This is a genomic window from Streptomyces sp. NPDC090106, assembly GCF_044747265.1.
GTDB lineage: Bacteria > Actinomycetota > Actinomycetes > Streptomycetales > Streptomycetaceae > Streptomyces.
In genome coordinates this window covers 115,668-139,165 of the sequence record NZ_JBIVDS010000009.1, presented here as the reverse complement: position 1 = coordinate 139,165, position 23,498 = coordinate 115,668, and the positions used below count along the sequence as shown (strand labels likewise).

General features: G+C 72.1%; 16 protein-coding genes and 1 tRNA gene. 10 read left to right on the top strand and 7 right to left on the bottom strand.

What is annotated here, in order from left to right:
* The first annotated feature begins 42 nt into the window (after positions 1–42).
* Positions 43–2,295: a family 78 glycoside hydrolase catalytic domain gene (locus ACIPSE_RS28085; RefSeq protein ID WP_401667511.1), complete on the top strand. Its 2,253-nt coding sequence runs from the start codon at positions 43–45 to the stop codon at positions 2,293–2,295.
* Positions 2,296–2,315: 20 nt separating this feature from the next.
* Here the strand turns inward: ACIPSE_RS28085 and ACIPSE_RS28080 are convergent, their stop codons facing one another.
* From ACIPSE_RS28080 to ACIPSE_RS28070, 3 genes are all read right to left on the bottom strand, one after another.
* Positions 2,316–3,038 (bottom strand): hypothetical protein, encoded by a 723-nt coding sequence (locus ACIPSE_RS28080; protein WP_401667508.1) that lies wholly within the window; start codon positions 3,036–3,038, stop codon positions 2,316–2,318.
* Between the two features lie 158 nt (positions 3,039–3,196).
* Positions 3,197–3,550 carry a nuclear transport factor 2 family protein gene (locus ACIPSE_RS28075; protein ID WP_401667505.1) on the bottom strand — a complete coding sequence of 118 codons (354 nt, stop codon included), beginning with the start codon at positions 3,548–3,550 and terminating at the stop codon, positions 3,197–3,199.
* A gap of 122 nt (positions 3,551–3,672) precedes the next feature.
* Positions 3,673–4,422, bottom strand: coding sequence for an SDR family NAD(P)-dependent oxidoreductase (locus ACIPSE_RS28070; RefSeq protein WP_401667503.1), 750 nt, complete (start codon positions 4,420–4,422; stop codon positions 3,673–3,675).
* A 137-nt stretch (positions 4,423–4,559) separates the two neighbouring features.
* On the opposite strand from ACIPSE_RS28070, the gene ACIPSE_RS28065 reads away from it, so the two are divergent.
* Positions 4,560–5,180: a TetR/AcrR family transcriptional regulator gene (locus tag ACIPSE_RS28065; protein ID WP_401667500.1), complete on the top strand. Its 621-nt coding sequence runs from the start codon at positions 4,560–4,562 to the stop codon at positions 5,178–5,180.
* Between the two features lie 83 nt (positions 5,181–5,263).
* Here ACIPSE_RS28065 and ACIPSE_RS28060 read toward each other — a convergent pair whose 3' ends face one another.
* Together ACIPSE_RS28060 and ACIPSE_RS28055 are read right to left on the bottom strand one after the other, a co-directional pair.
* Positions 5,264–6,268, bottom strand: coding sequence for a saccharopine dehydrogenase NADP-binding domain-containing protein (locus ACIPSE_RS28060; RefSeq protein WP_401667498.1), 1,005 nt, complete (start codon positions 6,266–6,268; stop codon positions 5,264–5,266).
* Positions 6,265–7,752: an MFS transporter gene (locus ACIPSE_RS28055; protein ID WP_401667496.1), complete on the bottom strand. Its 1,488-nt coding sequence runs from the start codon at positions 7,750–7,752 to the stop codon at positions 6,265–6,267. The genes ACIPSE_RS28060 and ACIPSE_RS28055 overlap by 4 nt, the downstream gene beginning before the upstream one ends.
* Before the next feature lie 40 nt (positions 7,753–7,792).
* On the opposite strand from ACIPSE_RS28055, the gene ACIPSE_RS28050 reads away from it, so the two are divergent.
* Complete coding sequence (locus tag ACIPSE_RS28050) at positions 7,793–8,461, top strand: TetR/AcrR family transcriptional regulator (protein WP_401667494.1); 669 nt, start codon at positions 7,793–7,795, stop codon at positions 8,459–8,461.
* Positions 8,462–8,508: 47 nt separating this feature from the next.
* On the opposite strand, the gene ACIPSE_RS28045 is transcribed toward ACIPSE_RS28050, so the two are convergent.
* Positions 8,509–9,132, bottom strand: a complete 624-nt coding sequence (locus ACIPSE_RS28045) for a hypothetical protein (RefSeq protein WP_401667492.1) — start codon at positions 9,130–9,132, stop codon at positions 8,509–8,511.
* Positions 9,133–9,551: 419 nt separating this feature from the next.
* On the opposite strand from ACIPSE_RS28045, the gene ACIPSE_RS28040 reads away from it, so the two are divergent.
* Positions 9,552–10,286, top strand: coding sequence for a beta-glucanase (locus tag ACIPSE_RS28040; RefSeq protein ID WP_401667489.1), 735 nt, complete (start codon positions 9,552–9,554; stop codon positions 10,284–10,286).
* Positions 10,287–10,298: 12 nt separating this feature from the next.
* Here the strand turns inward: ACIPSE_RS28040 and ACIPSE_RS28035 are convergent.
* Positions 10,299–10,372 (bottom strand) — tRNA-Met (locus ACIPSE_RS28035).
* A gap of 87 nt (positions 10,373–10,459) precedes the next feature.
* Here ACIPSE_RS28035 and ACIPSE_RS28030 point away from each other — a divergent pair.
* The 6 genes from ACIPSE_RS28030 to ACIPSE_RS28005 all read left to right on the top strand — a co-directional run bounded on the left by ACIPSE_RS28030 (position 10,460) and on the right by ACIPSE_RS28005 (position 23,422).
* A complete protein-coding gene (locus tag ACIPSE_RS28030) occupies positions 10,460–10,870 on the top strand; it encodes an ankyrin repeat domain-containing protein (protein WP_401667486.1) in 411 nt (136 codons plus the stop codon).
* A 103-nt stretch (positions 10,871–10,973) separates the two neighbouring features.
* Positions 10,974–11,564, top strand: coding sequence for a toll/interleukin-1 receptor domain-containing protein (locus ACIPSE_RS28025; RefSeq protein ID WP_401667483.1), 591 nt, complete (start codon positions 10,974–10,976; stop codon positions 11,562–11,564).
* Between the two features lies 1 nt (position 11,565).
* Positions 11,566–12,645: a protein kinase gene (locus ACIPSE_RS28020; RefSeq protein ID WP_401667480.1), complete on the top strand. Its 1,080-nt coding sequence runs from the start codon at positions 11,566–11,568 to the stop codon at positions 12,643–12,645.
* A gap of 122 nt (positions 12,646–12,767) precedes the next feature.
* Entirely contained in the window at positions 12,768–14,192 is a 1,425-nt protein-coding gene (locus ACIPSE_RS28015) for a toll/interleukin-1 receptor domain-containing protein (protein WP_401667478.1), read from the top strand.
* Positions 14,189–16,126 carry an SPFH domain-containing protein gene (locus ACIPSE_RS28010; RefSeq protein WP_401667476.1) on the top strand — a complete coding sequence of 646 codons (1,938 nt, stop codon included), beginning with the start codon at positions 14,189–14,191 and terminating at the stop codon, positions 16,124–16,126. The genes ACIPSE_RS28015 and ACIPSE_RS28010 overlap by 4 nt, the downstream gene beginning before the upstream one ends.
* Before the next feature lie 333 nt (positions 16,127–16,459).
* On the top strand, positions 16,460–23,422 hold the full coding sequence (locus ACIPSE_RS28005) for a glycoside hydrolase domain-containing protein (RefSeq protein ID WP_401667473.1): 6,963 nt from the start codon (positions 16,460–16,462) through the stop codon (positions 23,420–23,422).
* Positions 23,423–23,498 lie beyond the last annotated feature (76 nt).

Below are 23,498 nucleotides of genomic sequence, written 5' to 3'. Positions count from 1 at the left end.
GTGTCGCGGACAGGGCCGCCGAAACGAAGCAGGTACTTCACCGTGCTCGACCACGCACACATGATCACCGCGGGCGACAGCCGCGAGGCGGCCGTCGTCCTCCACCGCACCGTCGCCCTCGACCGCCCCCGCGCGCAGATCGCTCGTGCCGTGCTGAGGTCGACGGCTCACGGCGTGTACGAGGCGCGTGTCGACGGGCGGCCGGTGTCCGGATCCGTCCTGGACCCCGGCTGGACGTCGTTCCAATGGCGCCTGGAGGTCCAGGAGTTCGACCTGACCCCGCTCCTGGGAACCGGCTCGGGCGACGCGTTCACGATCGAGGTCCTGCTCGGGAACGGCTGGTGGCGCGGCGATCTCGGCTTCGCCGAGGCCAACGCCAACTACGGCACCGACATCGGCTTCGTGGGTGAGCTGGACATCGCCTTCACGGACGGGCACCGTCAACTCGCCCCGACCGACGGCTCCTGGGCCGCCCGCGTCAGCGACGTCACGGCCAACAGCCTCTACGACGGCCAGACCGTCGACGCCCGGCTGCGGGAGGTCCACACCCCCCTCGACGTCCGCGAGATCCCCTTCGACCGTTCCGTCCTGGTGGCTCAGGAAGGACCGCGTGCCTCCCGTCAGGAGATCCTGCGCCCCGAACGCATCTGGACCCTGCCCGGTGGCGAGACCCTGGTGGACTTCGGGCAGAACCTCGTCGGCTGGATCAGGCTGCGGGCCAACGGCCCCGAGGGCACCCGGATCGTCGTACGGCACGCGGAGGTGCTGGAGAACGGCGTGCTCGGCACCCGGCCCCTGCGCGGCGCCCGGGCCACGGACACCTACGTCCTCTCCGGCCGCGACGACGCGTTCGAACCGACCTTCACCTTCCACGGCTTCCGCTACGCCGAGGTCACCGGTTACCCCCGGCCGCTGACGGCCGACGACCTGGAGGCCGTGGTCGTGCACTCCGACATGAGGCGCCTCGGCACCTTCACGTCGTCGCACGCCCTGCTCGACCGGCTCGTCGAGAACTCCGTGTGGGGGCAGAAGGGCAACTTCCTGCACGTTCCCACCGACTGCCCGCAGCGTGACGAACGACTGGGCTGGACCGGCGACATCGCCGCCTTCGCGGCCACGGCCTCCTACCAGTTCGACACCGCGGACCTCCTGCACCGCTGGCTGCTCGACCTCGCCGCCGAGACCCGCGCCGCAGGCGCCGAGGGCGTCCCCCACATCGTCCCCGACGTCCTCGGACTGGCCGACTTCCCCGACCCGACCCTCTTCCAGGACTGGACCGGCCCCACCGCGATCTGGGGCGACGCCGCCGTATGGGTGCCCCAGGCGCTCTGGGAGGCCTACGGCGACCGGGACCGGCTCGCCGCGCACTACCCGGGCATGGTGCTGCACCTGGAGAGCGTGCTGCCGAGACTGTCCGCCACGGGTCTGTGGGACACCGGCTTCCAGTTCGGCGACTGGCTCGACCCGGACGCCTCCCCGCACGAGCCCTGGGCCGCCAAGGCACACCCCGGAGTGGTCGCCACCGCCTGCCTCCACCGCTCGGCGTCCTTCGCCGCCGACGCCGCGCGCATCCTCGGCGAGGACGCCGACGCCGCTCGCTGGACCTCCCTGGCCGCCACCACCCGCGAGGCGTTCCTCACCCACTACGTCGAGCCCGACGGGCGCGTCCTGTCCGACTGCGCCACCGTCTACGCCCTGGCGATCCGCTTCGGGCTGCTGGCCGAGGAGACCAGGACGGCCGCGGGCGCCCGGCTGGCCGAACTCGTCCGCGAGCACGGGTACCGGATCACCACCGGCTTCGCGGGCACCCCCTTCGTCACCTGGGCCCTGACCGACACCGGCCACGTCGAGGAGGCGTACCGGCTCCTCCTGGAGACCGAGTGCCCGTCCTGGCTCTACCCGGTCACCATGGGCGCGACGACGATCTGGGAACGCTGGGACTCCACGCTCCCCGACGGGAGCATCAACCCCGGCGAGATGACCAGCTTCAACCACTACGCCCTGGGCGCCGTCGCGGACTGGCTCTACAAGGTCGTCGCAGGCATCCAGCCCGCCGCGCCCGGCTACGCGCGCGTGCGCTTCACCCCGACTCCCGGGCCCGGCCTCGACCGGGTCAGCGCCGGCCTGGACAGCCCGCACGGGCGCATCGAGTCGCACTGGCGGCGCGAGGGCACGGACATCGAGTTCCGAGTCCGGGTCCCGGAGGGCGTCGAGGCCGACATCCTGCTTCCCGACGGGTCCACGAGGACGGTCGTCGGCGGCGAACACGTTCTCCGCCTGCCGCCGTCCGTCTGAGGGTTTGCCGGATCGGCTCGTCACAGGTCCCACCACCAGGCTTCGAGTTCCTGGTCGTCGGCGCACTCCACCGGGGCCGCGTAGGGCGACTTCCGGGCGACGGCCAGTACGCCGGTGCGCCGGACCATGGCGCGAAGGTCGCGTACCGCGGGCATGTCGGCGAGTTCGCCGGTGTCGAAGGGACAGCCCGCGGGTCCGCCGAGCAGCGTCTCGCAGCCGAACGCGTACCACTCACCGATGAGTTCGGGCTGACCGCTCCGCTCGGCGGCGACGGCGATCTCACGGACGACGTCGATCAGCGGGGTGTGACGTGGCGGGACGGCGTCGGGACCGCGGAGTTCACCGGCGGCGACCATGCGCCGCCACAGAGCGGTGCCGGCGTCGCAGTAGAGGAACGGCGGGTCGACGTAACCGTCCTGGAGCCAGGAGTTGTGGCCCTCGACGTCGGGGGAGCCCTCGTCGACCGTGCGCAGCGCGGTGAACCCGGTCAACGCGGCGAAGTACGCGGTCCGTTCGGCGTGGTCGGGGTGCCGGTCGAGCGGGAAGCGGTAGGTGTGTCCGCGGCGCAGCAGGACGTCCATCACGCGGAAGTGCGTGAACGAGCAGTCGAACCCGTCCTGGAAGCCGTACAGCCTCGCGAACCGGTCGCGCACGCGGGGATCGTCCGGATCGTCCGGTGGGGCGTGTGCGTCCAGCAGACGGATCGAGTCCGCCACCAGATCCTCGATCACATGCTCGGACATGTGCGCCCACCCCCGGTCGGTCATCGGCCTGCCCGCATCCAAGCAGGGGCCACTGACATCCTGTGCCTTGCGTGGGCGGCAGCGCGACGGCCCTCACCGTCCCGGTCCTGCGGGGCGGTGAGGGCCTGTGTCCGGCGTGCGGATGCCGGGACGAGCGGTCAGGCGGTGAAGAGGGTCACGATCGTGGCGATCCTTCCGTCGCGGACGGTGATGATGTCGATCCCGCGGACGGCGGGTGTCCCGGGCGGGCCGAAGGCCCAGGCGAGAGCGCCGGTGTCGGGGCCCGCGTAGCGCTGGCCGTCCTCGGTGAACTCGAAGTCGGCGGGCACCTTGGCGAGGAGGGCGCCTGCCTTGTCCTCGACGGCGTCGCGGCCGGTGGAGACACCTTCCGGGTCGGTGAAGACGACGTCGTCGGTGTAGATGCGGTCGACGGCCGCGCGGCGGGACGCGGGGTCGCGGTTGCCGAAGACTTCGTGGAGGTTGGCCGCGAGCAGGTCGGTCACGGATCGCATGGTGCTTCCTTCAAGGTGTTCGGGGTGCCGGGGCGGGGCGTCCGGCCGGCTCGGGGGAGCTCGGTCGGACGCCCCGCTGTGATGGTGTCAGGGGCGGGGGTGCGGGTGATCGGTGGCGGTGGTCAGATCTGGCTGGCTCCGCCGTCGACGTATATCTCGGCGCCGGTCATGTAGCTGCTGGCCGCACCGGCGAGGAAGAGGACGGTCTCGGCGATCTCCTCCGGGCGGCCGAGGCGCTGCATGGGGACCCCGGCGGCCAGCCCCTGGAGCAGTTGTTCGGCCGCCTCGGGGCCGCCCGCGAGTCCGCTGAGTCCCGGCGTCTCGATCGGTCCGGGCGCGATGCTGTTGACGCGGATGCCACGGGTGACGAGCTCCGCCGCCCAGCTGCGGGTCAGGGAGCGCAGCGCGGCCTTGGTCGCGGCGTAGACGCTGAAGGAGGCCGCTCCCTTGGTGTCGATGTTGGAACTGGTCACGATGACCGAGGCGCCGGGGGAGAGCAGCGGCAGTGCCTTCTGCACGGTGAACAGGGTGCCGCCGACGTTGGTGTTGAAGGTGTCGGCGTAGTGGTCCCAGGTGATGTCGGGCAGGGCCGCGAACTCGCCGCCGCCGGCGTTGGCGAAGACGATGTCGAGGCTGCCGCGCTCCTGCTCGATCCGCGCGAAGAGGCGGTCGAGGTCGTCGAGGTCCGCGACGTCGGCACGTACTCCCGTGGCGCGGTCTCCGATGGAGGCCACCGCCTTGTCGATCGTCTCCTGGCGCCGGCCGGTGAGGAAGACGTGGGCGCCCTCCTCGGCGAGGCGCCGGGCGGCGGCCAGACCGATGCCGGAGGTGGCGCCGGTGACGAGGGCGGTCTTGCCGTCCAGCTGTCCCATGATGGGTTCTCCATTTCTGTACCGTTCGGTACTCAAGTCGTTCGGTAGACCAGAACCACGGCATCGTGAGACCTATTCCGTACCGCTCGGTTAAAATTTCGAGGGCCCACACGGGACGGCTGACACGGGAGGGCGCCATGGCGGTACGCGGGAGACCCCGGGGCTTCGACGCGGACGCGGCCCTGGACCGTGCGGTGGAGGTCTTCTGGCGCCAGGGGTACGAGGGCGCGTCGCTCACGGACCTCACCGAGGCCATGGGGATCAACCGCACCAGCATGTACGCGGCGTTCGGCAACAAGGAGGAGCTGTTCCACCAGGCCGTCGCCCGCTACGCCGAGGCCGACATGGCCTATGCCCGCGAGGCCCTCGCGGAGCCGACCGCGTACGACGTCATCGCCTCCTTCCTCCGCGCCAACGCCGACGCCCTCACCCGCGCCGACCGCCCCTCCGGGTGCCTGTCCGTCCAGGGCGGCCTGGCCGAGGGCGGGGACAGCGGGCGCATCGCCAGGTTCCTCGCCGACAGCCGCCTCGCCGGAGAGCGGGCTCTGGCGCGGCGGCTGGCCCGTGCCGTCGAGGAGGGCGACCTGCCCGCGGACACCGACCCCGACGTCCTCGCCCGCTACGTCATGGTCGTCAGCGAGGGCAACGCCGTGCACGCGGCTGCGGGCGCGGAGCGGGAGGCGCTCCACGCCACTGTGGACGTCGCGCTGCGGGCGGTGCCGCGGACCCGGCCCGCCGCCGCACTCCCCGCCCGGTGACGACCGGCCTGCCGGTGACCGACACGGCGACGCCGCTGCATCGGTCCACCCGCCGCCGGGCTGCGGAGCGCTTGGGCGGCTGATCAGTGCGGGGCTTCGGACGCGGTACGTGGCGGGTGGAGGGTGAAGCCGCCGCGGGCCGCCAGTTCCTCCAGGAAGCCGAGGGGTTCCACGACCTGATCGAGGTGGAGGACACCCGGTGCCATGTCCGCGATGCGGGTGGCGGTCAGTGCCGCGGTCAGGCCGGTCGCGTGGCTCTGGTCGCGACCGCTGAAGGCGAGGGACGCGTGCTCGGTGCGGACCGTGACGGCGAAACCGTCCCCTCCGATGTGGGCTCTGCCGAGTGCGGCCAGCAGCGGGCGGCGGACGGCGGGGCGGCGCAGCAGCCGCGCCACGGCGGGCCGGCCGGCGGCGTGGAGCAGGCCCGTGATCAGGCGTGAGTCCAGGCACAGGCCGGTGGCCGCCGTCGCGGCGCCGGTGGTGGCGGGCAGGGTGTACTGGTCGGAGAAGGGGAACCGGTGGACCGTCCGTCGGCCGTACGGGGCCGGGAACTCCGCGCTCCAGGAGCCGTGAAGGCTGCCCAGGCCGTCGAGGGTCCACTCCAGCGCGGCCGGGCCGTGCCGGTCGCCGGAGCCGAGCAGCGCGCTGATGTGCAGGTCGGCGCCGTGATGCCGGTCGGTGAGGCGGCGGGCCAGGAGGTTGCTGACCCCGGGTAGGAGGCCGACGCTCAGGACCGCGGTGGCGCCGGTGCGGCCGGCGGCCGTGTCCAGCGCTTCGATCGCCTCCAGGACGGGGTGCGAGGCGGACACGTCCACGTAGTCGATGCCGCGTTCCAGGCAGGCCTCGGCGATCCGGACGTTGTCCCGTGCCGCGCACATCACGACGGTGCCGACGTCCCTCGGGACCTCACGCATCGCGTCGGGATCGGCCGCGTCGAAGCGCAGGGCGGTGGTTCCGGGGACCGGGGTGGCCCGTTCGGGGTGACGGCCTGCCGTCAGGACGGTGGTGTCGGGCGCGAGGCTGTTGATCGCCGCGGCCGTGTGCCGGCCGACGGCGCCGTAGCCGCCGATGATGAGGACGGTGGTCATCGTGTCTCTCCGTCGGTGGTGTCGATGGTGGCCGGGACGGGCTCGGCGCTCGTGCTCTGCCGGGTCGGGGCGGGCCCGTGGCGCGGCAGCATGGCCAGGGTGGTGACGGTGCCGACCGCCGCGAGCCCGGCCGCCCCGGCGAGCGCGAGCCGCAGACCGTCGGACAGGGCGTGCGGGTCGGCCGTGCCGCCGTGCCGCGCGGTCCAGTGCGTGGCGAGCAGGGTCAGGGCGGTCAACCCCAGTGCGGCACCGAGGCGTTGGGCGGTGTTGAGGAGGCCGGAGGCGGAGCCGGTGTGTTCCGCGGGCACGGCCTTGAGGGCGGGGGCGGTGGCGCCGACGAAGACGGCGGGCAGTCCGGCGGCGAAGAGGACGCTCGCGGGCAGAACGGCGGTGGCGTACGTCGCGCCGGGGTGGAGTCCGGCGGCGAGTCCCGCCGTGCCGACGGCCACCAGCGTCATGCCGGCGGCGAGGACGGCGCGGTGCCCGTAGCGGCGCAGCGCGCGGGGCAGGGCGGTCCGGGCGACGGCCATGTTGATCGCGGCGATCGGCAGGACGGCGAATCCGGCCGCCATGGCCGAGTAGCCCATGGTCTCCTGCAACAGCATCGACAGCAGGACGAACGCGGGTACGTGCGACGCCCCGACCAGGGCGTTGGACACCGCGCCCGCACGCACCCCGGGCAGGGTGAGCAGGTGCGGCGGCAGGATCGGCGCACGGTGGCGGCGCTGGTTGACGGTGAAGGCGACGCCCAGCAGCACGGCCGTGATCCCGGCGGTCACGGCGACCGGGTCGGTGACGCCGCGACCGGGCAGCTCGGCGGCGAGGAAGACCGCGGCGAGCAGGCAGCCGGTGCCGGCCAGGGCGCCCGGCAGGTTGAGGCGAGGCAGGACGGACGCGCGGTCGACGGGTGGATCGGCCGGCAGGACGCGCGGCGCCGCGATCAGGGCGGCGACTCCGACGGGCACGTTGATCAAGAAGATCCACGGCCAGCCGGCCACCTGGGTCAGCACACCGCCCAGCGCGACCCCCGCGCCCGCTCCCGCCGCAGCCATCGCGCTCCACACCGCGAAGGCCCGGCGATGGGCGGCCGGCTCGGTGAACAGTGCGGTCAGCAGGGCGAGTTCGGCCGGTACGACGACGGCTGCCGCGATCCCCTGGAGAGCGCGGGCGGCCAGCAGGGTGGCGGCGTCCGGAGCCAGTCCGGCCAGCAGCGAGGCGCCGGTGAACAGGGCGACTCCGGCCTGGAACATCCGGCGGCGGCCCAGGACGTCGACCGCCCGACCGGCGATCAACTGAAAGCCGCCGAAGGTGAGTTGGTAGGCGTTGACGACCCAGGCCAGACCGGCGGAGCCGAGGGCCAGTGCCGTGCCCAGTGCGGGCAGGGCGACATTGACGATCGACACCTCCAGGAACACCAGCAGTTCGACGGACGTGAGCAGGAGGAGGACGGGCGTGCCGCCCGGCCCCGTAGTTTTCGTAGTCACGCTACAAGAAGATATTTGTAGTGCCGCTATAATCAAGAGGGTGAGAGCCGAGTCACAGCACACAGACCCCACGGGCCGGGGCGGCACGACGGTCGATGGCCGCACCGCACGGTCGCGCGCCACCCGCGCCCGCATCCTGGCCGCCGCCACCGATCTCTTCACCGCGCACGGCTACACCGCCACCAGCATCGGCGCCATCGCCGCCGCGGCCGGGGTGGGCGAGCAGACCGTCTACTACGCCCTCAAGACGAAGAAGGCCGTCCTGGCCGCCGCCCTGGACCAGGCCGTCGCGGGCGACGACGAGCCCGTCCCCACCCTGGAGCGCTCCTGGGCGAACCAGGTGATCGCCGAACCCGACCCGCACCGGCAGCTGGAGCTCCAGGCCGCGGGCGCCGGCGACATCCTCCGTCGTGCGGCACCCCTGCTGGACGTGGTGCGCAGTGCCGCACCCACCGACCCCGACCTGTCCCGGCTGTGGCGCACCAACCTGGAGCAGCGGCTGACGGTGCAGCGTGTCTTCGCCGAGGCCCTGGCCCGCAAGACCGCCCTGCGGGAAGGGGTCACCCTGGACCTCGCCGCGGACATCGCGCTCGCGACCCTGTCGCCGGAGACGTACACCTTGCTCGTGTCCGAGCGTCACTGGACCCATGGCGCGTGGCGTGCCTGGGCCCGCCAGGCGCTGACGAGCCAGCTCCTGCCGAACGCCTGAGGCGGGATGCTCCTCGCGAACGGCTCGCGCCCCGGGCCGGCTTCAGGTCATCCGGGGGTGCTCTCGGGGCGGACGCCCGCCGGGAGTCCGTGGATGCCGGGGCCGATGGCGGTGTCGTCGATGAGCGGCGGGCAGATGCTCCAGTCGGCGGCGATGCGCATCACCTGTCGCTCGGTCGGCAGGGCGTCGTGCCAGGCGTCCCAGTCGGCTTCGGTCCAGTCCTCTCGGACCTGCTCGAGCCCTGTCAGGCCGACGCCGAGTTCCCTCTCGACGGAGGTGGGCTCGCCCAGGTGCAGGGGGATGTCGCCGCTCAGTCCGATGGAGCAGTAGGCGCGGGTCAGCCGGCCCGACTCGACCTTCGCCCAGCCGTGACAGTCGGTGACACGGTCGGTGACGAAGAACTGGAGGTCTCCGACGCGCGCGGCCAGCGTCCGCAGCCAGGCGGGGAAGTCCGGGCGGCTGGGGTCGGTGTGGTGGGGGAGGTGGATCCTCCCGTGCGCGAGCGTCCATTCCGGGACGGGTCTGGCGACGAAGACGCCGTGCCGGTAGGCCAGTTCGGTGCCGGTCTTCCAGTCCAGGGGCCGCTGATGCCGCAGGCCGAGGGCATCTGCCACCTCCTGCGGCCCGGCGTCGCGCACGGCAAGCCATGACGTCTTGAAGCCGAAAGACATGAACCCTCCCACCGTGCGGTCCCCGATCCGTTCCGGAGCATCGCAGGCGCCACTGACAGCGACGCCACCGCACCCGTGCCGCTGGCGGCGACGCCACCGCACCCGTGCCACTGACGGCGACGTCACCGCACCCGTGCCGCTGGCGGCGACGCCACCGCACCCTGCCACTGACGACAGAGGCGCAGCCAGCGGCGGCGCCGGGAGCGGCGGCCTGGCAGGCGACGGCGCGGCGTAGGGGGGCGGGCGCGTTTCGCGCGGCCGGGTGAGCGCGCACGCCGAGCGCGAAAGGTCGCGTCCGGAAGGGTTTGTCACCCTCAAGGCTGAATTGCGCTTCTGGTGTGGGCGGATGGCGCATGGGGGCGAAGGGGGCAGGAGATGCAACGGAAGGGGGATCGTGACGGACAGTGAGGAGTGCAGATGTGAGTGGAGTCGTGTTCAGTGCCGACTTCTCCTCGGAACGCCAGTGGGTCGCCGGCCGGTCCTGGGCCTATCCGGACGGAGGGCCCACCAACCGGGGTGACAACAAACTCGATCACCTCACGGCCGACCCCGCCTACTCCCGGACGGGAACGTTCAGGGCGCGGCGCAGGGCGGACGGCCTGTGGGACGCCGGGCTGCTGACCACGGAGGGAAGCGCCGACGGGTTCATGGTGCGAACCGGGGACCATCTGGCGGCCACCGTACGGTTACCCACCCACCTGGGTGCCTGGCCCGCCATCTGGACCTGGCGGGACGGTGGCGACGAGGTCGACATCTTCGAGTACCACCCCGACAACCCGGACCTCCTCGAACTGACCAACCACGTACGACAGGGCCAGAGTTACGTCCGCCACGGCGCCGTGAGCCCGGGAGCCGTCCTCGACCTCGGCGTCACCTTCGGGCGGCGCAACGTGGTGTGGACCCTCAACGGCGAGCGGATCTTCGCCGACAGGCGGGGCGTGGGCTCGGGCTGGCAGGCCTACCTCATCGTCAACCTGTCCGTGTGCGCGGGCCGTTACCACCCCGCCCCCGAACCCGGGACGCGCGAGATGTCCTACGAGGTGCGCCGCCTCGTCGTCACCCGGCCGTTCGGAGGCTATCTGGCAGGCGAGCAGGGCGAGTCGGACGAGTCGGACGAGACGACCGAACTGGAGGAGGCGGCGGAAGGAGCGTGAGCCGGAGCGGGATGGGGCCGGCCGGATTCGAACCGGCGTCCTCCCACATGAGGTGAAGGCGCGACGACCGCTGCGCTACGAGCCCCATCCCGCCCGCGATCATACGAACCCGCCGACCTCGGCGCTCATAAATAATCCGCTTCACCGGGCCGCCGGCCATAGCCTGAGTGATCGTGAACAGACGACGGCGGAAGAAACTGTCCAGGCGCCTCGTCGAGGCGGCGGCGTCCGGTGACGTCACCCGCCTCGACCTTCTCCTGCGGGCCGGAGCCTGCCCGCACACCAGCGACGCCGACGGCACCACACCCCTCTACGCGGCCTCGGTCCAAGGGGCGACGGACAGTGTCCTGCGGCTGCTCGAGGCCGGAGCGTCCCCCGACGCCGAGAGCGGGCACGGCAGCGAAGGCACCCCCTTGTGTGCCGCGGCCTGCTGGGGCTCCACCGCAACGGTGCGTGCCCTGCTCGCGCACGGCGCGGACCCCCGGCTCCGCGAAGACCACGGCACCGGCCGCTCCCCGCTCGAATGGGCGAGGACCGGGCCCTACCCCGAAACGATCGCCGTGCTCCTCGCGGCGGGCGCCTGACCACGCGCCGATCTCGTACGGGGCGCCCGTCCACCGCCGCAAACTGGTACCAGCAAGGGCAAGTTGACAACCACGCAGAGCCATCACGCCTACACTCCTCGTCATGACGGGGGTCGATTGGGTCAACCAGGTCATCGGGATCGTCAGCGGGGTGGCCGCCGTGGCGGGCGTCTACTACGCCCATCACGAGTACCGCGAGCGGCGATCGGGCCCCGGACGAGGTGACGGCGGCACCCGCCGCTCACCCCGGCCGCCGGACTCCACGGCGCCGCGGAGGGCGTACGACGTGATCGTGTCGTACGCGTCCGGGGACGGCGACGCGGCCGAACTCCTCGCCGGACGGCTGCGCGCGGTGGACCTGGAGGTGTTCCTGGCGCGCTGGGTCGCGCCCGGCCTGGTCCCGCTCCTGGAGGCCGACCAAGCCCTCACCGAGGCCGGATGGGGAGTGCTGGTCTTCGGCCCGGGGACCACGGCCGACGAGCGCGCCAGCCACGAGTACGCGGCCCTGCTGCACCGCAAGTTCGAGGCGGGACTGCGGTTCGTCCCGGTCAGGACCAGCGGCGATCCGATGCCTCCGTTCGCCGCGATCCACCAGGCACTCGACCTGACCCGGCCGGACACCGAGCACTACGACCGCGAGGTCGCCCGTCTCGTGCGGACCATCTCCGCGGCCCCGCGCACGGCGGGGGCCTGACATGGGCGTCGTCCGGCAGTGGCGGCTGCCGCGGTGGACCGAGGTGCGGGAACTGCACCACGGGCCGCGCGGCCGGATCGTGCTGGCGTGGCCGGCCCCTGTGCCGGAACGCCGCAGGGACACCGCGCTCGCGGGCGACGGGTGGGGCGCGGGGGGAGCGCTGGGCGGAGCCGGGGCGGAGGAGGTGCGCCCGGTCGTGGTGCGGTACGTGCCCGCACGGCTGCTGGTGCACCGGGCTCGGGCGACCGCGTTCCGTGCGGACGTCGACCGGCTGGCCGGGCTGCTCCTGCCCGAGGTGGCGGTGCCGTACAAGTACGTCCAGGCGCCCGCCTTCCGTGCCGCGTACGAGCGGTCCAGTGTCGCCGTCGGTGGAGCGCTCGTCAGTGACGCGGCGGAAGGAGCCCCGCTCGCACGCCTGTTGGAGAGACGCGAGGCGCTCTCCGCGTCCGCCGCCGCCGCGCTCTTCCGCGGTGTCCTGCGGGCACTGGTCGCCGTCCACGACCGCCGGACGGCACACGGCGATCTGCGGGCGGCGAAGGTGATGGTGCGCGTGGACGGCGGTGTCACGGTGACGGGTCTCGGCCTCGCGGCACTGGGCACGGGGGCCCCGGAAGCACGCGCGCCCGAGGTCTGGCGCGGCCCCGGCCTGGCGACCGCGGCATCCGACGTCTACGCCGCCGGATGCCTGCTGCACCTCTGCCTGACCGGTCACCAGCCGTTCCCCACCCGCAATCTGTTCCGTCTCATGGCCGGGCACACCACCGGGCCGGTGCCGCTGGACGGTATTCCCGCACCGCTGCGGGAACTGCTGGCCGCCGGGCTGACGAAGGACCCGGAGCGGCGCCCCCGGGCCGCATTCCTGCTGGCCGAGGCGGAGCGCTCGGCAGCTCTCGACCGGGAGGAGCAGGGCAGGTCCGAACTGGGCGCGCTCGCCGCGCCCTTGGTCCGGCGGCTGCCGAGTTCTCCTCCGGCGGCATCGGCCTTCCCGCGATGGCCGGTCGGCTCCGGCGGACGCACCAGGAGCCCGCACCGGCCCCGTCCGCGGACTCCTTCGGCACGACGCCACGCACCAAAGTTTTGAAAAGTCGGACATGTCGAACTCCCGCCGTGAATGCGGGATTCAAGCCCTAATCTGATGTCCCCGCGGGCTGCTGTCCCGAACGGGGCGACCCCTGCACGACCAGGCCCGGGAGGGCCGAGCCGTTGAACGACCTCTCGCACGACGTGTTTCTCTCCTACGCGGACGACGACGCCGCCTGGGCCGGACGACTGGCCGGTGAACTGGTCAGGCACGGGCTGACGCCGTTCTTCGCGCCCTGGAGCATCGAGCCGTCGGACGTCATCGTCCACCGTCTGGACAGCGCACTGCTTCGGTCCCGCAACGGGATCGCCGTCATCAGCCCCGCCTCCGTGCGCTCACCCCGCACCATGGACGAATACGCCGCGCTCGCCACGGCATCGGCCGAGCGTGGACTGCGCTTCATCCCGGTCCTGCTGGGCCGTGTCGCCGTACCGCCGTTCGCCGCGAACCGGGTCTGGCGGGACTTCAGCGACCTCGACGACGAACAGTTCGCCGAGAAGGCCGCCGAACTCGCCGCGGTCATCGCGGACCGGCCGGGGCGGGCAGGCCGGGCGGGCGTCCGGGACAACCTGACCGCCGCCCAACGGTCCCCGTCCCGGCCCGTCACCCCACCCGGAGTTCCCGCCTTCGTCGTCTGTTACGCCCCCGCCGACGCCGAGTACGGCCGGGCGCTGGCCGGTCAGTTGCGTGCGGCGGAACTGCCGGTCTGGTCGGTCGACGATCTGCGCCCGGGCGATGCCCAGTTCTGGGCGATCCGCCGCCAACTGCGTGCCGCGCTGGCCGTCGTCGTGGTGATGACCCCGCAGTCGCAGGACTCGGACGACGTCACCCGGATGATCCTCGAAGGCCAGGTGCACGGACGGCCGTTCGTCCCCGTGCTGCTGGACGGGGAGGCCGACTACCATCTCGCCACCGTCTGGCACGTCGACGCCCGTGACGGTGCCCTCCTCGACGACACCGCCCTGGACCTGCTGCGCCGTCTGCGCGAGGACGTCACCCGTCGGCGGGCGCCCCGTCTGCCCGAGCCCCCGCGCCCCGCACACCGCCCGGCCGCGCGGCTGACGCCGTCCTCCGGACTGGAGCGACTCCGCGCCCACCTCGCCGAGGGGGAGTACGAACACGCGGACCTGCTCACCACCCGGCTGGTGATGGAGGCGGCCGACCGGACCACGCAGGGCTGGCTGAGCGCCCGCGATGCCGCAGCCGTCCCCCGCGGGCTGCTGGGAGGCATCGACGCCGTGTGGGCCGGACACACCGCCGGACGGCAGGGCTTGCGGCGTCAGCTCTCGCTCACCCCGGCCGGGGGACGGCGCGGCCCGCGCTTCCCCGAGCTGAGCGCCGCGCTGGGCTGGCGCGACGCGGCCGAGTCGGCCGTGCCCCGGCTCTACCGGGACTTCGCCCAACTGGCGGGCCCCGGGCGGCGATCCGGGTTCTACCCGACCCTGCGCGACCCGGGTCATGAGAACGACCCGGACTGGTACGACCGTTGGAGTTCCACCGTGCTGGCGCTGCACGCGCGGCTGCGGGAATGGAGAGATGACCCGTGACCCTGGTACTGCTGATCCTCCTGGCCGCCGCTGCCGCGGCGGTCGCCTGGCACACGCGCATCGTCGTGCCCGCCGACCATGTCGGCGTCATCACCCGCAGGTACGTACCCCAGCATCCGGACAGGTCGTACCAGCACGTCAACCCGCACAACGCGCGCGGAGTGCTGGCCCGCACCCTGTCTCCCGGCGTCCACTGGCTGTGGCCGGTGGTCAACTCGGTCGACTGCGTGCCCAGGGTGCATGTGCCGACGGACATGATCGGCGTGGTGACGGCCCTCGAAGGGCAGAACAGGTCCGGCCGCGGACGCCTGGCGCGCCCTGTCGACTGCGACAACTTCCAGGACGGACAAGGGTTCCTGCTGGGCGGGCCCGACGGGATCAAGGGCGAACAGGGCATCCAGCTGCGGACGTTGAGCGGCGGCCAGTCGTACTACATCAACACGCGCCTCTTCCAGGTGGAGATGAGGCCGCGCACGTACGTCCCCGCGGGCACGATCGGACTGGTCCAGGCGAGGGAAGGCGGCGTCCGGCCGCCGGACCGCCGATTCGGCCGGCACGTGTGGTGCGACGACTTCCAGGACGGGGAGGCCTTTCTCGCCGGTGGCGGTGAACAGGGCCGCCAACTCGCCATCCTGGGCGGGGGGAACAGCTACGACATCAACCCGGAACTCTTCGACGTCATCACCGTCGACAACGTGGCCGCCTCCCGCGAGGGCCTCACCGCGACACATCTGCGGGAGATCTCCGTCAAGGAGGACTACACCGGCGTGGTCATCGCGCTGGACGGCGCCGATCCCGAGGAGGAGACGGACAACGCCGTGGCCCCCCGGGTGCCCGGCCACCGCAACTTCCGCCTGCCATGGGTCTTCCTCGACAACGACGGGCGGCGGGGCGTCCAGCAGGAGACCCTGGGCAAGGGTCCCTCCTACGCGCTCAACCCGTGGTTCGTGCGCGTGCTGCTGATCCCCACACGTGTGCTGATCCTCAAGTGGCACAACAAACAGCAGGCGGAGGCCGACAACTACGACGCGGATCTCGGACAGATCACCGTGAAGGTCCAGGGGCGCTTCGAACTGTCCGTGGACCTGTGGCAGAACCTCCAGATCCCGCCCCACGTGGCGCCGACCCTCGTCGGCCAGTTCGGCGGCTCCAGCGCCGCGGACACGGGCGATCTCGGCGGCCTGGTGGACGATCCGGCGCCGATGAAGCGGTTCGTGCGGGACGTCCTCGGCGTCGCCGTCACCGGTTACTTCAACGAGATCGCCATGACGTACTCCGTCTTCGAGTTCCTCGACAGCTACGAGGACGTGCGCAAGAACCTCACCGACCGGGTCAAGCACGCGCTGGGCAAATGGGGCGTGGAGATCCTCGAGACCAACCTCGGCGACTTCGAGCCCACCGACCCGTCCATGCTCGCCGCGCTCAAGGCGGAACTCATGGAGGAGATGCGGGGCAAGACCCTCGACCAGACCGTCAGGAACGCCGAGCGCGAGGACGTCATCGACCAGTACCTCGCGAGCGCCGAAGCCCGCCGCGTGGGCCTGGAGATCAAGGCCGAGGTGGAGGCGCTGGGCCGGGACAACGTGGCGATGATCCGCATCGTCCGCGAGTTCGCGGGGTTCGACGTCCCGCAGTTCATCGGCGGCGGAGGCGACATTTCGACGTACCTGTCGACCATGCCCCTGCCCGCGGTGCAGGACCTCCTCGCACGGCTCCGCCAACTCCGCCTCGATCAGCGGCCCACCCCGGGACCGAACCCGAAGGAGCTCGCCCCGGACGGCGTTGGCGGCGCACGGGAGCCGATCGACGCCGAACAGGGCCTGACCGCAACGGACTTCGTCGGCGCGGTGACGGGCGACGCGGCGGCCGACGGCGAGGCCGGGCACGGAATCCTCGACGAACCGAGGAGCCCTGACACGCTCCCGAGGACCTGACCGCGCCGACAGGCCGACCGGGGCCAGGCTGACGTGGCCCCGGTCATGCGGGCGCCCGCCGGTGCGGCACGCCGCTCGCCGCACCCACCGTACGGTCATTGTTCCCCCGCCGTATTCCCTCTTCGCACCTCCTGCGCGTACGGTCGCGGACGCGGCGGAGTGATCCGCCGTGCCCCTGCCGTCTCCCGTTCCCCGCACGTTCGGCACTCGCTTGGACAACGTTGTCCAACAGTGCGGCCGACCGCGCGTACCGCATCGCTGGAGAGTCACGTGCCCCTCAGATCCGGTCCCCGCAGAGCACCTCGTGCGCAACGCCCGAGCACCGCCCTCCCCGTGCCGCGCACGGTCGTCGCGCATCCTGCGGGCAGGCGCCGCAGGCCACTGCGCACGACGGTCGCCGCACTGCTCGCGGCGGCCCTCGGACTGACCGCGCTGACCGGAGGTGGCGCGGTCGCCGCGCCAACCGCCCTGGCGGACAGGGGAACCGCCGACGGCACGGACTACACGAAACTCGTCGACCCGTTCGTGTCGACCGCCGGCGACGACGGGAACGACCTGCCGGGCGCCCAGGCGCCGCACGGCCTGGCCAAGGTCAACCCGCTGACCGTGCCGAACCGCAACCACACCGGGTACGACTACGACGAGGACCACATCGCCGGGTTCACCGCGACCAACCTCGACGGCGTCGGCGGGTCCGGCGGCGGCGGTGACCTGCTCGTCGTCCCGACCTCCGTGCGCTACGACAGCCGCCCCGCCACCGGCACCTACGCCCACACCTACAGCCACGACGACGAGAGCGCGACGCCCGGCGCCTACCAGGTCGGGCTCGGCGCCATCTCCGGCACCGCCTCCTCGGTGCGGCAGGACGCCGGGACCATCAGGGCCGAGGTGGCCGCGACGACGCGCACGGCGTTGCAGCGCTACAGCTTCCCCGCCGGGTCGAACCCCGAACTCGTCCTCGACCTCGCGAACAACTTCACCAGCCGCACGCGCTCGACCCTCAAGGCGACGACGCAGGCGGACGGCACCACCGCGATCGGCGGTCTCATCGCGGGATCGTTCAACGGCGCCTCGTACCAGCTGTACTACCACGCCACCACCAACGTCCCCGTGACCTCCCTGAAGACCTGGGGCGGCGACGGCAAGCTGTCCGACGCGAGCGCGCAGGACGGCTCCGACACCGGCGCCGTCCTCGGGTTCGACCCGTCGGCCGGGGACGACATCGAACTGCGCGTCACGCTCTCGCCGATCAGCGCCGAGCAGGCCGCGACCGACCAGCGCGTCGAGGTCGGCGACCTCACCTTCGACCAGGCCCGTGCCCGGACCAAGGCGGAGTGGAACCAGGCGCTCGGCGCCGTCGACGTGCGCAACTCGGCCCAGTCCGACCCCGGTTCGACGCTGACCAAGGAGTTCTACACGCACCTGTACCGCATGTACGCCCTGCCGGTGAACGCCACCAGCACCAGCGGGACGTACCGGGGCGCGGACGGGGCGGTGCACACGGCCAACGGGTTCACGTACTACGACGGCTGGTCCACCTGGGACGACTTCCGCAAGTACTCCGTCGAGGCGTACATCGACCCGGCGACCTACCGGGACATGATCCAGTCGCTGATCGTCCTCTTCGCCGACGTACGGGCCTCCGGCAAGAGCCTGAGCGGCATCACCCACTCGGTGCCGACGGTGCGTTGGGAGCGATCGGCGGTGCTGGTCGCCGACGCGCTGTCGAAGGGCTTCAAGAACTTCGACCGGCTCGACGAGGCCTATCCGGCGCTGCTGTCCTACTCCGGCTACTACACCGGCGCGCAGTTGAGGCAGGGATACGTCTCCGGCGATCCCGGTACGACCGTCCAGCGCGGCTACGACCAGTGGGCGCTGTCCGTGATCGCCGACGCCCTCGGCAAGGACACGGACGCCGAGAAGCTCCGCGACCAGTCGACGATGGCCATCGAGAACCTCGTCAGGTCCGGTGCCTGGACCGCCGCCGACGGCACGAAGGTCGGCCTGCTCACCCCGCGTGCCACGGGCGGCGACTGGCAGAGCGCGGACTACGAGAAGTTCGAGGCGGCCGGCCTCTACCAGGGCACGCTGTGGCAGTACCACTGGTACGACGCCTATGACATGGGCGGCCTCATCGAGGCGATGGGCGGCGAGAAGGCCGGAAAGGCCGCCGTCAAGCACATGTTCGGCGAGGACTCCACCGTCGACGACGGCTCGACCATGCTGCACTCCAACGCGAACGAAATCGACCTCCAGGCCCCGTACCTGTTCAACTACGTCGGTGAACCGAGCCTGACGCAGAAGTGGGTGCGCGCCATCTACACCGGCACGACCTGGAACCGCTACATCGCGACGGGCTCCACAAGCGAAGCCCCCAGCTCCGGCGGCCAGTTCACCCCGCCCGTCAGGACACAGGTGTACAAGCTGTCCCCGAACGGCTTCCTGCCGACCATGGACAACGACGCGGGCACCATGTCGACCATGTTCGTCGCCGCCGCCCTGGGCCTGTTCCCGGTGACCGCCGGCTCCAGCCAGTTCCAGATCGGCAGCCCGTTCTTCGACTCCACGACGATCACCTACGCCAACGGCAGCCGGTTCACGGTGAAGGCCGACGGGGTGTCGCCGAGCAACTACTACGTGCAGAACGCCACGTTGAACGGCAAGCGGTTCGACAACACCTGGCTCGACTACGCGCAGATCATCTCCGGCGGCACCCTGGACTTCACCATGGGCTCCAAGCCGTCGCAGTGGGGCGCCCGTTCGGAACCCGCGTACTCGCTGAACACCGACGGAGGCGACACGGGCGGCGGCACGGGAACGGGCAAGGGCGACACCGTCGTCTCCGCCCGGCCCGACAGCGTCGCCACCGGCACGGACGGCAAGGTCGACGGCAGCGTGAAGCTCACCCTGTCCGGACCGGCGAAGTTCGCCGCCCGCACCGGAACCAGCCTGACCAGGACCGGCGCCGCGACCGTCACCGGCCTGCCCGGCGGTGTCACCGCGGACCTGCGCGTCACCGGCTCACGCACCGCCACACTGTCGCTCACGGGCACCGCGCGGGTCGACGCACGCCTCGGCATCACCTTCCACGACGCGGCCTTCGCCCACGGAGTGCGGGCCTCGACGGTCCGCGGCACCGGGGTGACCCCGACCGACCCGCTCACGCTCTCCGCGGCGCCCGTGCACCGCCAGGACCTCAGCGCACTCGTCGACGAGGCCTCGCTGGTGCGCAGCGCCAACTACTCCGACGGCTCCTGGACGTTGTTCCGCTCGGCGCTCGAACGCGCGCGGACCGTCCTCGCCGACACCACCTCCGCGACGGGCACCCTCATGGCCGCCGCCGACGCGCTGCGCTCCGCCGTCGACACGCTCACCATCGACGAAGGCGGCTACGCGGTCCTCCAGGCCGAGGCCCCCGACCAGATGGAAGGCCCCAGCCTGGTGAAGGAGGCGTACTACTCGGACGGCGACCTCGGCGGCGTCACCGAAGGCGCCTGGGAGCGGTACGCCAAGCTGGACTTCGGCGGACTCGCCCCGCGCAGCGTCTCGGTCCGCTACGCCAACTCCCAGGCCACGAACGCCAAGGCGAGCAGCGTCGACATCCACGCGGGGACCGCCGACGGGCCCGTCGTGGCCACCGTGCAGCTTCCCGGAACCGGGAGCTGGCAGTACTACAGCACGGTCCAGGCGGCCGTCACCGATCCCGAAGCCCTGCTGGAGGCGTCGAGCGCGACGTTCGTCTTCCACGCCCCGTCCGGGCAGCAGTGGGTGTCGAACTTCGACTGGTACCAGTTCTCCCCGTACGACGTCTCCACGTCCCCGGTCACCACACGTGCGACGCTCACCGCGGTCAACAGCACCGCGACCGGGGCCGGTTCGGCGGCGATGAACCTGGCCAACGGCATCTTCGAGAACGTGACGAACGGCGCCTGGGCCGAGTGGAAGGACACCGGCCTCGGCGACGGCGCCGACACCGTGACCGTCCGCTACGACAAGCCCCAGTCGCGTGCGGCGTCGGACTCGCACATCGAACTCCACCTCGGGACGAAGGACGGTCCCAGGAGCGTCGACATCCCCCTCGACTACAGCGGTTCGGGCTGGGGAACCGTCGCCACCACCAGCGTGCGGCTCGACCCGGAGGTCTTCGCGGGCGTCCAGGACATGTACGCGGTCTTCGTCTCCAGCACACAGACGTCGTCCCAGCCGTACGTCGCCAACGTCTACGCACTGACCCTGACGCGGACCGCCGACGCCCCCGTAGGCTTCGACGCCACCGCGTTCGCCTCCCACAGCGGCGGCGGACTCAAGAGCGAGCCCGTCGGCTGGAGCGGCGCCGGATCCACCACCGACCTCGGCGGCACCTACAACGGGGCCTGGCTCGACTACGGCGCCATCGACTTCGGCGGCTCCGCGAAGAGCACCGTCACGATCACCTACGTCAACAACTCCGCCCGCTGCGGCACCGGTTCTGCCGTCCAGCTCTACCTCGACGCCTTCGATGCGACCGCCCCCGGCACGCCGTACGCGACCGTGCCGCTCCCGGTGACGGGCTCCGCCTGGTCATCCGGCGGGACGACGACCCTGACCCTGCCCGAGGCGATCACCGGCACCCACACCGTCTTCCTGCGTCTGACCACCACCCCGGACTCCTCGCACCCCTACGTCGCGAACCTCGGCCGGATCACCTTCGACCACGTCGACACCCCCGCGGTCACCGACAAGTCCGCCCTGCGCAAGGCCGTCGACCGGTACGCGGGCCTCGCGGACGACGCCGCCCGCTACGACACCGTCGACTTCGGCGTGTACCGCCGTGAACTCGCCGCCGCCCGCGCCCTCGTCGACGCCGACGACGCGACCCAGCTGGAGGTCGACACCCACACCCGCAGCCTCACCCTCGCCGCCGGGCAGTTGGTCCCGTTGCCCAGACTCCGACTGGAGAACCTGGTCACGACGGCCTCCGCGATCACCGACGAGCGCTACACCCGGGCCTCGTGGACGGCGTTCACCACCGCACTCGACGAGGCGAAGGAGGCGACCGCCGACACCACGGCGGACGACACCACCCTCACCGCCCGGTACGAGGCCCTGCGCAAGGCCCTGGCCGCGCTCACCGCGAAGCCCCGGACCGTACCGGCCGCGCCGGACGCCGTCTCGGCGACCTCGTCCGGCACGAGCGTGACCGTCGCCTGGTCCGCACCCGAGGACACCGGCGGCTCGCCCGTCACCGGCTACAAGGTCAGCCTCAGCGACGGCCACCGGATCACGATCGCCGATCCGGACAGCCGTGCCGCCACCTTCACCCGGCTGCGCAGCGGCAGGTCGTACACGGCACGCGTCCAGGCGGTCAACGCCGTCGGGGCCTCGCCGTCGAGCACCGCCACGGCCCCCGTGACGACCGGGAGCGCCACCCCGCAGCAGCCGTCCGTCACAGCCGTCGTCACCGACGGGAAGCGGGTCCGCGTGACCTGGCGGCCGGCCGGGGACGGCGGCACACCCGTCATCGGCTACACCGTCACCCTGGACGACGGCACCACCGCACACGTGTCGCCCACGACCGACACCGCACTGCTGACCACCACCGGCAGGGCCAGGACCCACTCGGCCACCGTCACCGCGTTCACCCTGGCCGGCACCTCGGCAGCCCAGGAGACGGCCGTCTCAGCGACCGAACAGGCGACCGAGGAGGCGACCGACCCGGCCTACGAGCCGTCCCCCTTCCCGGACGACGACCTCAAGGCCACCTACCCGTCCGACACATGGCCCGGCACCGGTGACGGAACCGCCTACTTCCAAGGCCTCCTCAACGGCATCGACGACCTCGACTCCGGCATCCTCGGCGCCAACGCCAAGCTCAACGGCGGCAGTTCGGTCACCGCGGAGAACGACCGCATCGCCGTGGGCATCAACAACGCGGCGACCCAGAAGGACGTCGACAGGGCCGAGGTCGACGCCACCAACAGCTCCACCGTCACGATGGCCGACGGCCTCGGCTCACGGCTCGGCCAGCTCTATCTCGACGCCCTCAAGGGCGGCCGACTCCCCAAGACCAGTGCCCTGTTCTCCCGCGTGACGCAGAACCTCGACAAGGTCGAGGCGGCCAAGAACCACTACGGCTACCTGCGTCCGTACGTCCGGCTCGGATTCGTCGGCGACGGCGGTTCCGTCTACGAGTCGCAGGACGGCTCCTACGGCAGCCTCACCACCAGCGGCTCCTACCCCAGCGGCCACACCTACGGCGGCTACGAGGCCGGCACGATCCTCGCCACCCTCCTGCCGGAACTGGCACCGTCGATCCTCGCCCGCACCTCGGAGTACGGCGACAACCGCGTCGTCCTCGGCTTCCACTACCCGCTGGACGTGATGGGCGGGCGCATCACGGCCCAGGCCACCGTCGCCCACCGGTGGGCCGATCCCGACTTCGCGAGGCTCCTGACACAGGCGCACACCGAGATGGAGAACGTCCTGCTCGCCCGGTGCCGGGCCCAGGGGTACGGCGACACCCTCACGGCCTGTCAGGGCGACCCCTACGACGGCCTGGGCACGGCCCAGGACATCAGCCTCTACACCCAGCGCCTGACCTACGGGTTCTCACAGGTCGGGAAGGCGGGCCAGGCCCTGACCGTCCCGTCGGACGCAGCGGCGCTGCTGACCACGGCGTTCCCGGACCTCACCGCCGGGCAGCGCACCCAGATCCTCCAGCAGACCGCGACGGACTCCGGCTACCCGCTCGACCTCACCGGGGACGGCGAGGCGAGCTGGCAGCGGATCAACCTCGCCGCGGCGATGGCGGCGCACGTCACCGTCGGCGCCGACGGGACCGTGACCGTGACCGACATGGTGGACGCCACGAAGGCGAGCGTCGCCGACGCCGAGGCGATCACCGTGGGCGGCCTCGCGATCGACGGCTTCGACCCGGACGTGTCCACCTACGTCGTCGACCTGCCCAAGAGCGCCGCCGTCCCGTCCGTCACCGCCCGCCCCGCCCAGTCCGGTGCCCGGGTGAAGGTCACGAACGGCAGCTCCGTGCTCTCCTCGGCCGAGTCCCGCCTCACGACCCGCACCATCACGGTGACCTCGGCGAACGGGGCGCACACCAGGACCTACACGGTCGGCTTCCACCGCACGGAGAGCGGCCACGCCCTCTACGGCACCGGTTCCGCGTCCGTCCCGGGCCTGTGGCCCTTCGCCGGAGCCGGCGGCCTCACCGGCGGCGGCCCGTACCTCCCCGGATTCCGGCTCCCCGCGACGGCTTCGGTGACCACGGCGGGCAACGGGGAGGACCGGATGAGCGGGTGACCGCCGGGCCGGCCGGGGGAGAGCGCTGGAACCCCCGGCCCAGGGCGTGTCCGCGGGGCAGGCGGGACGGTGCGGA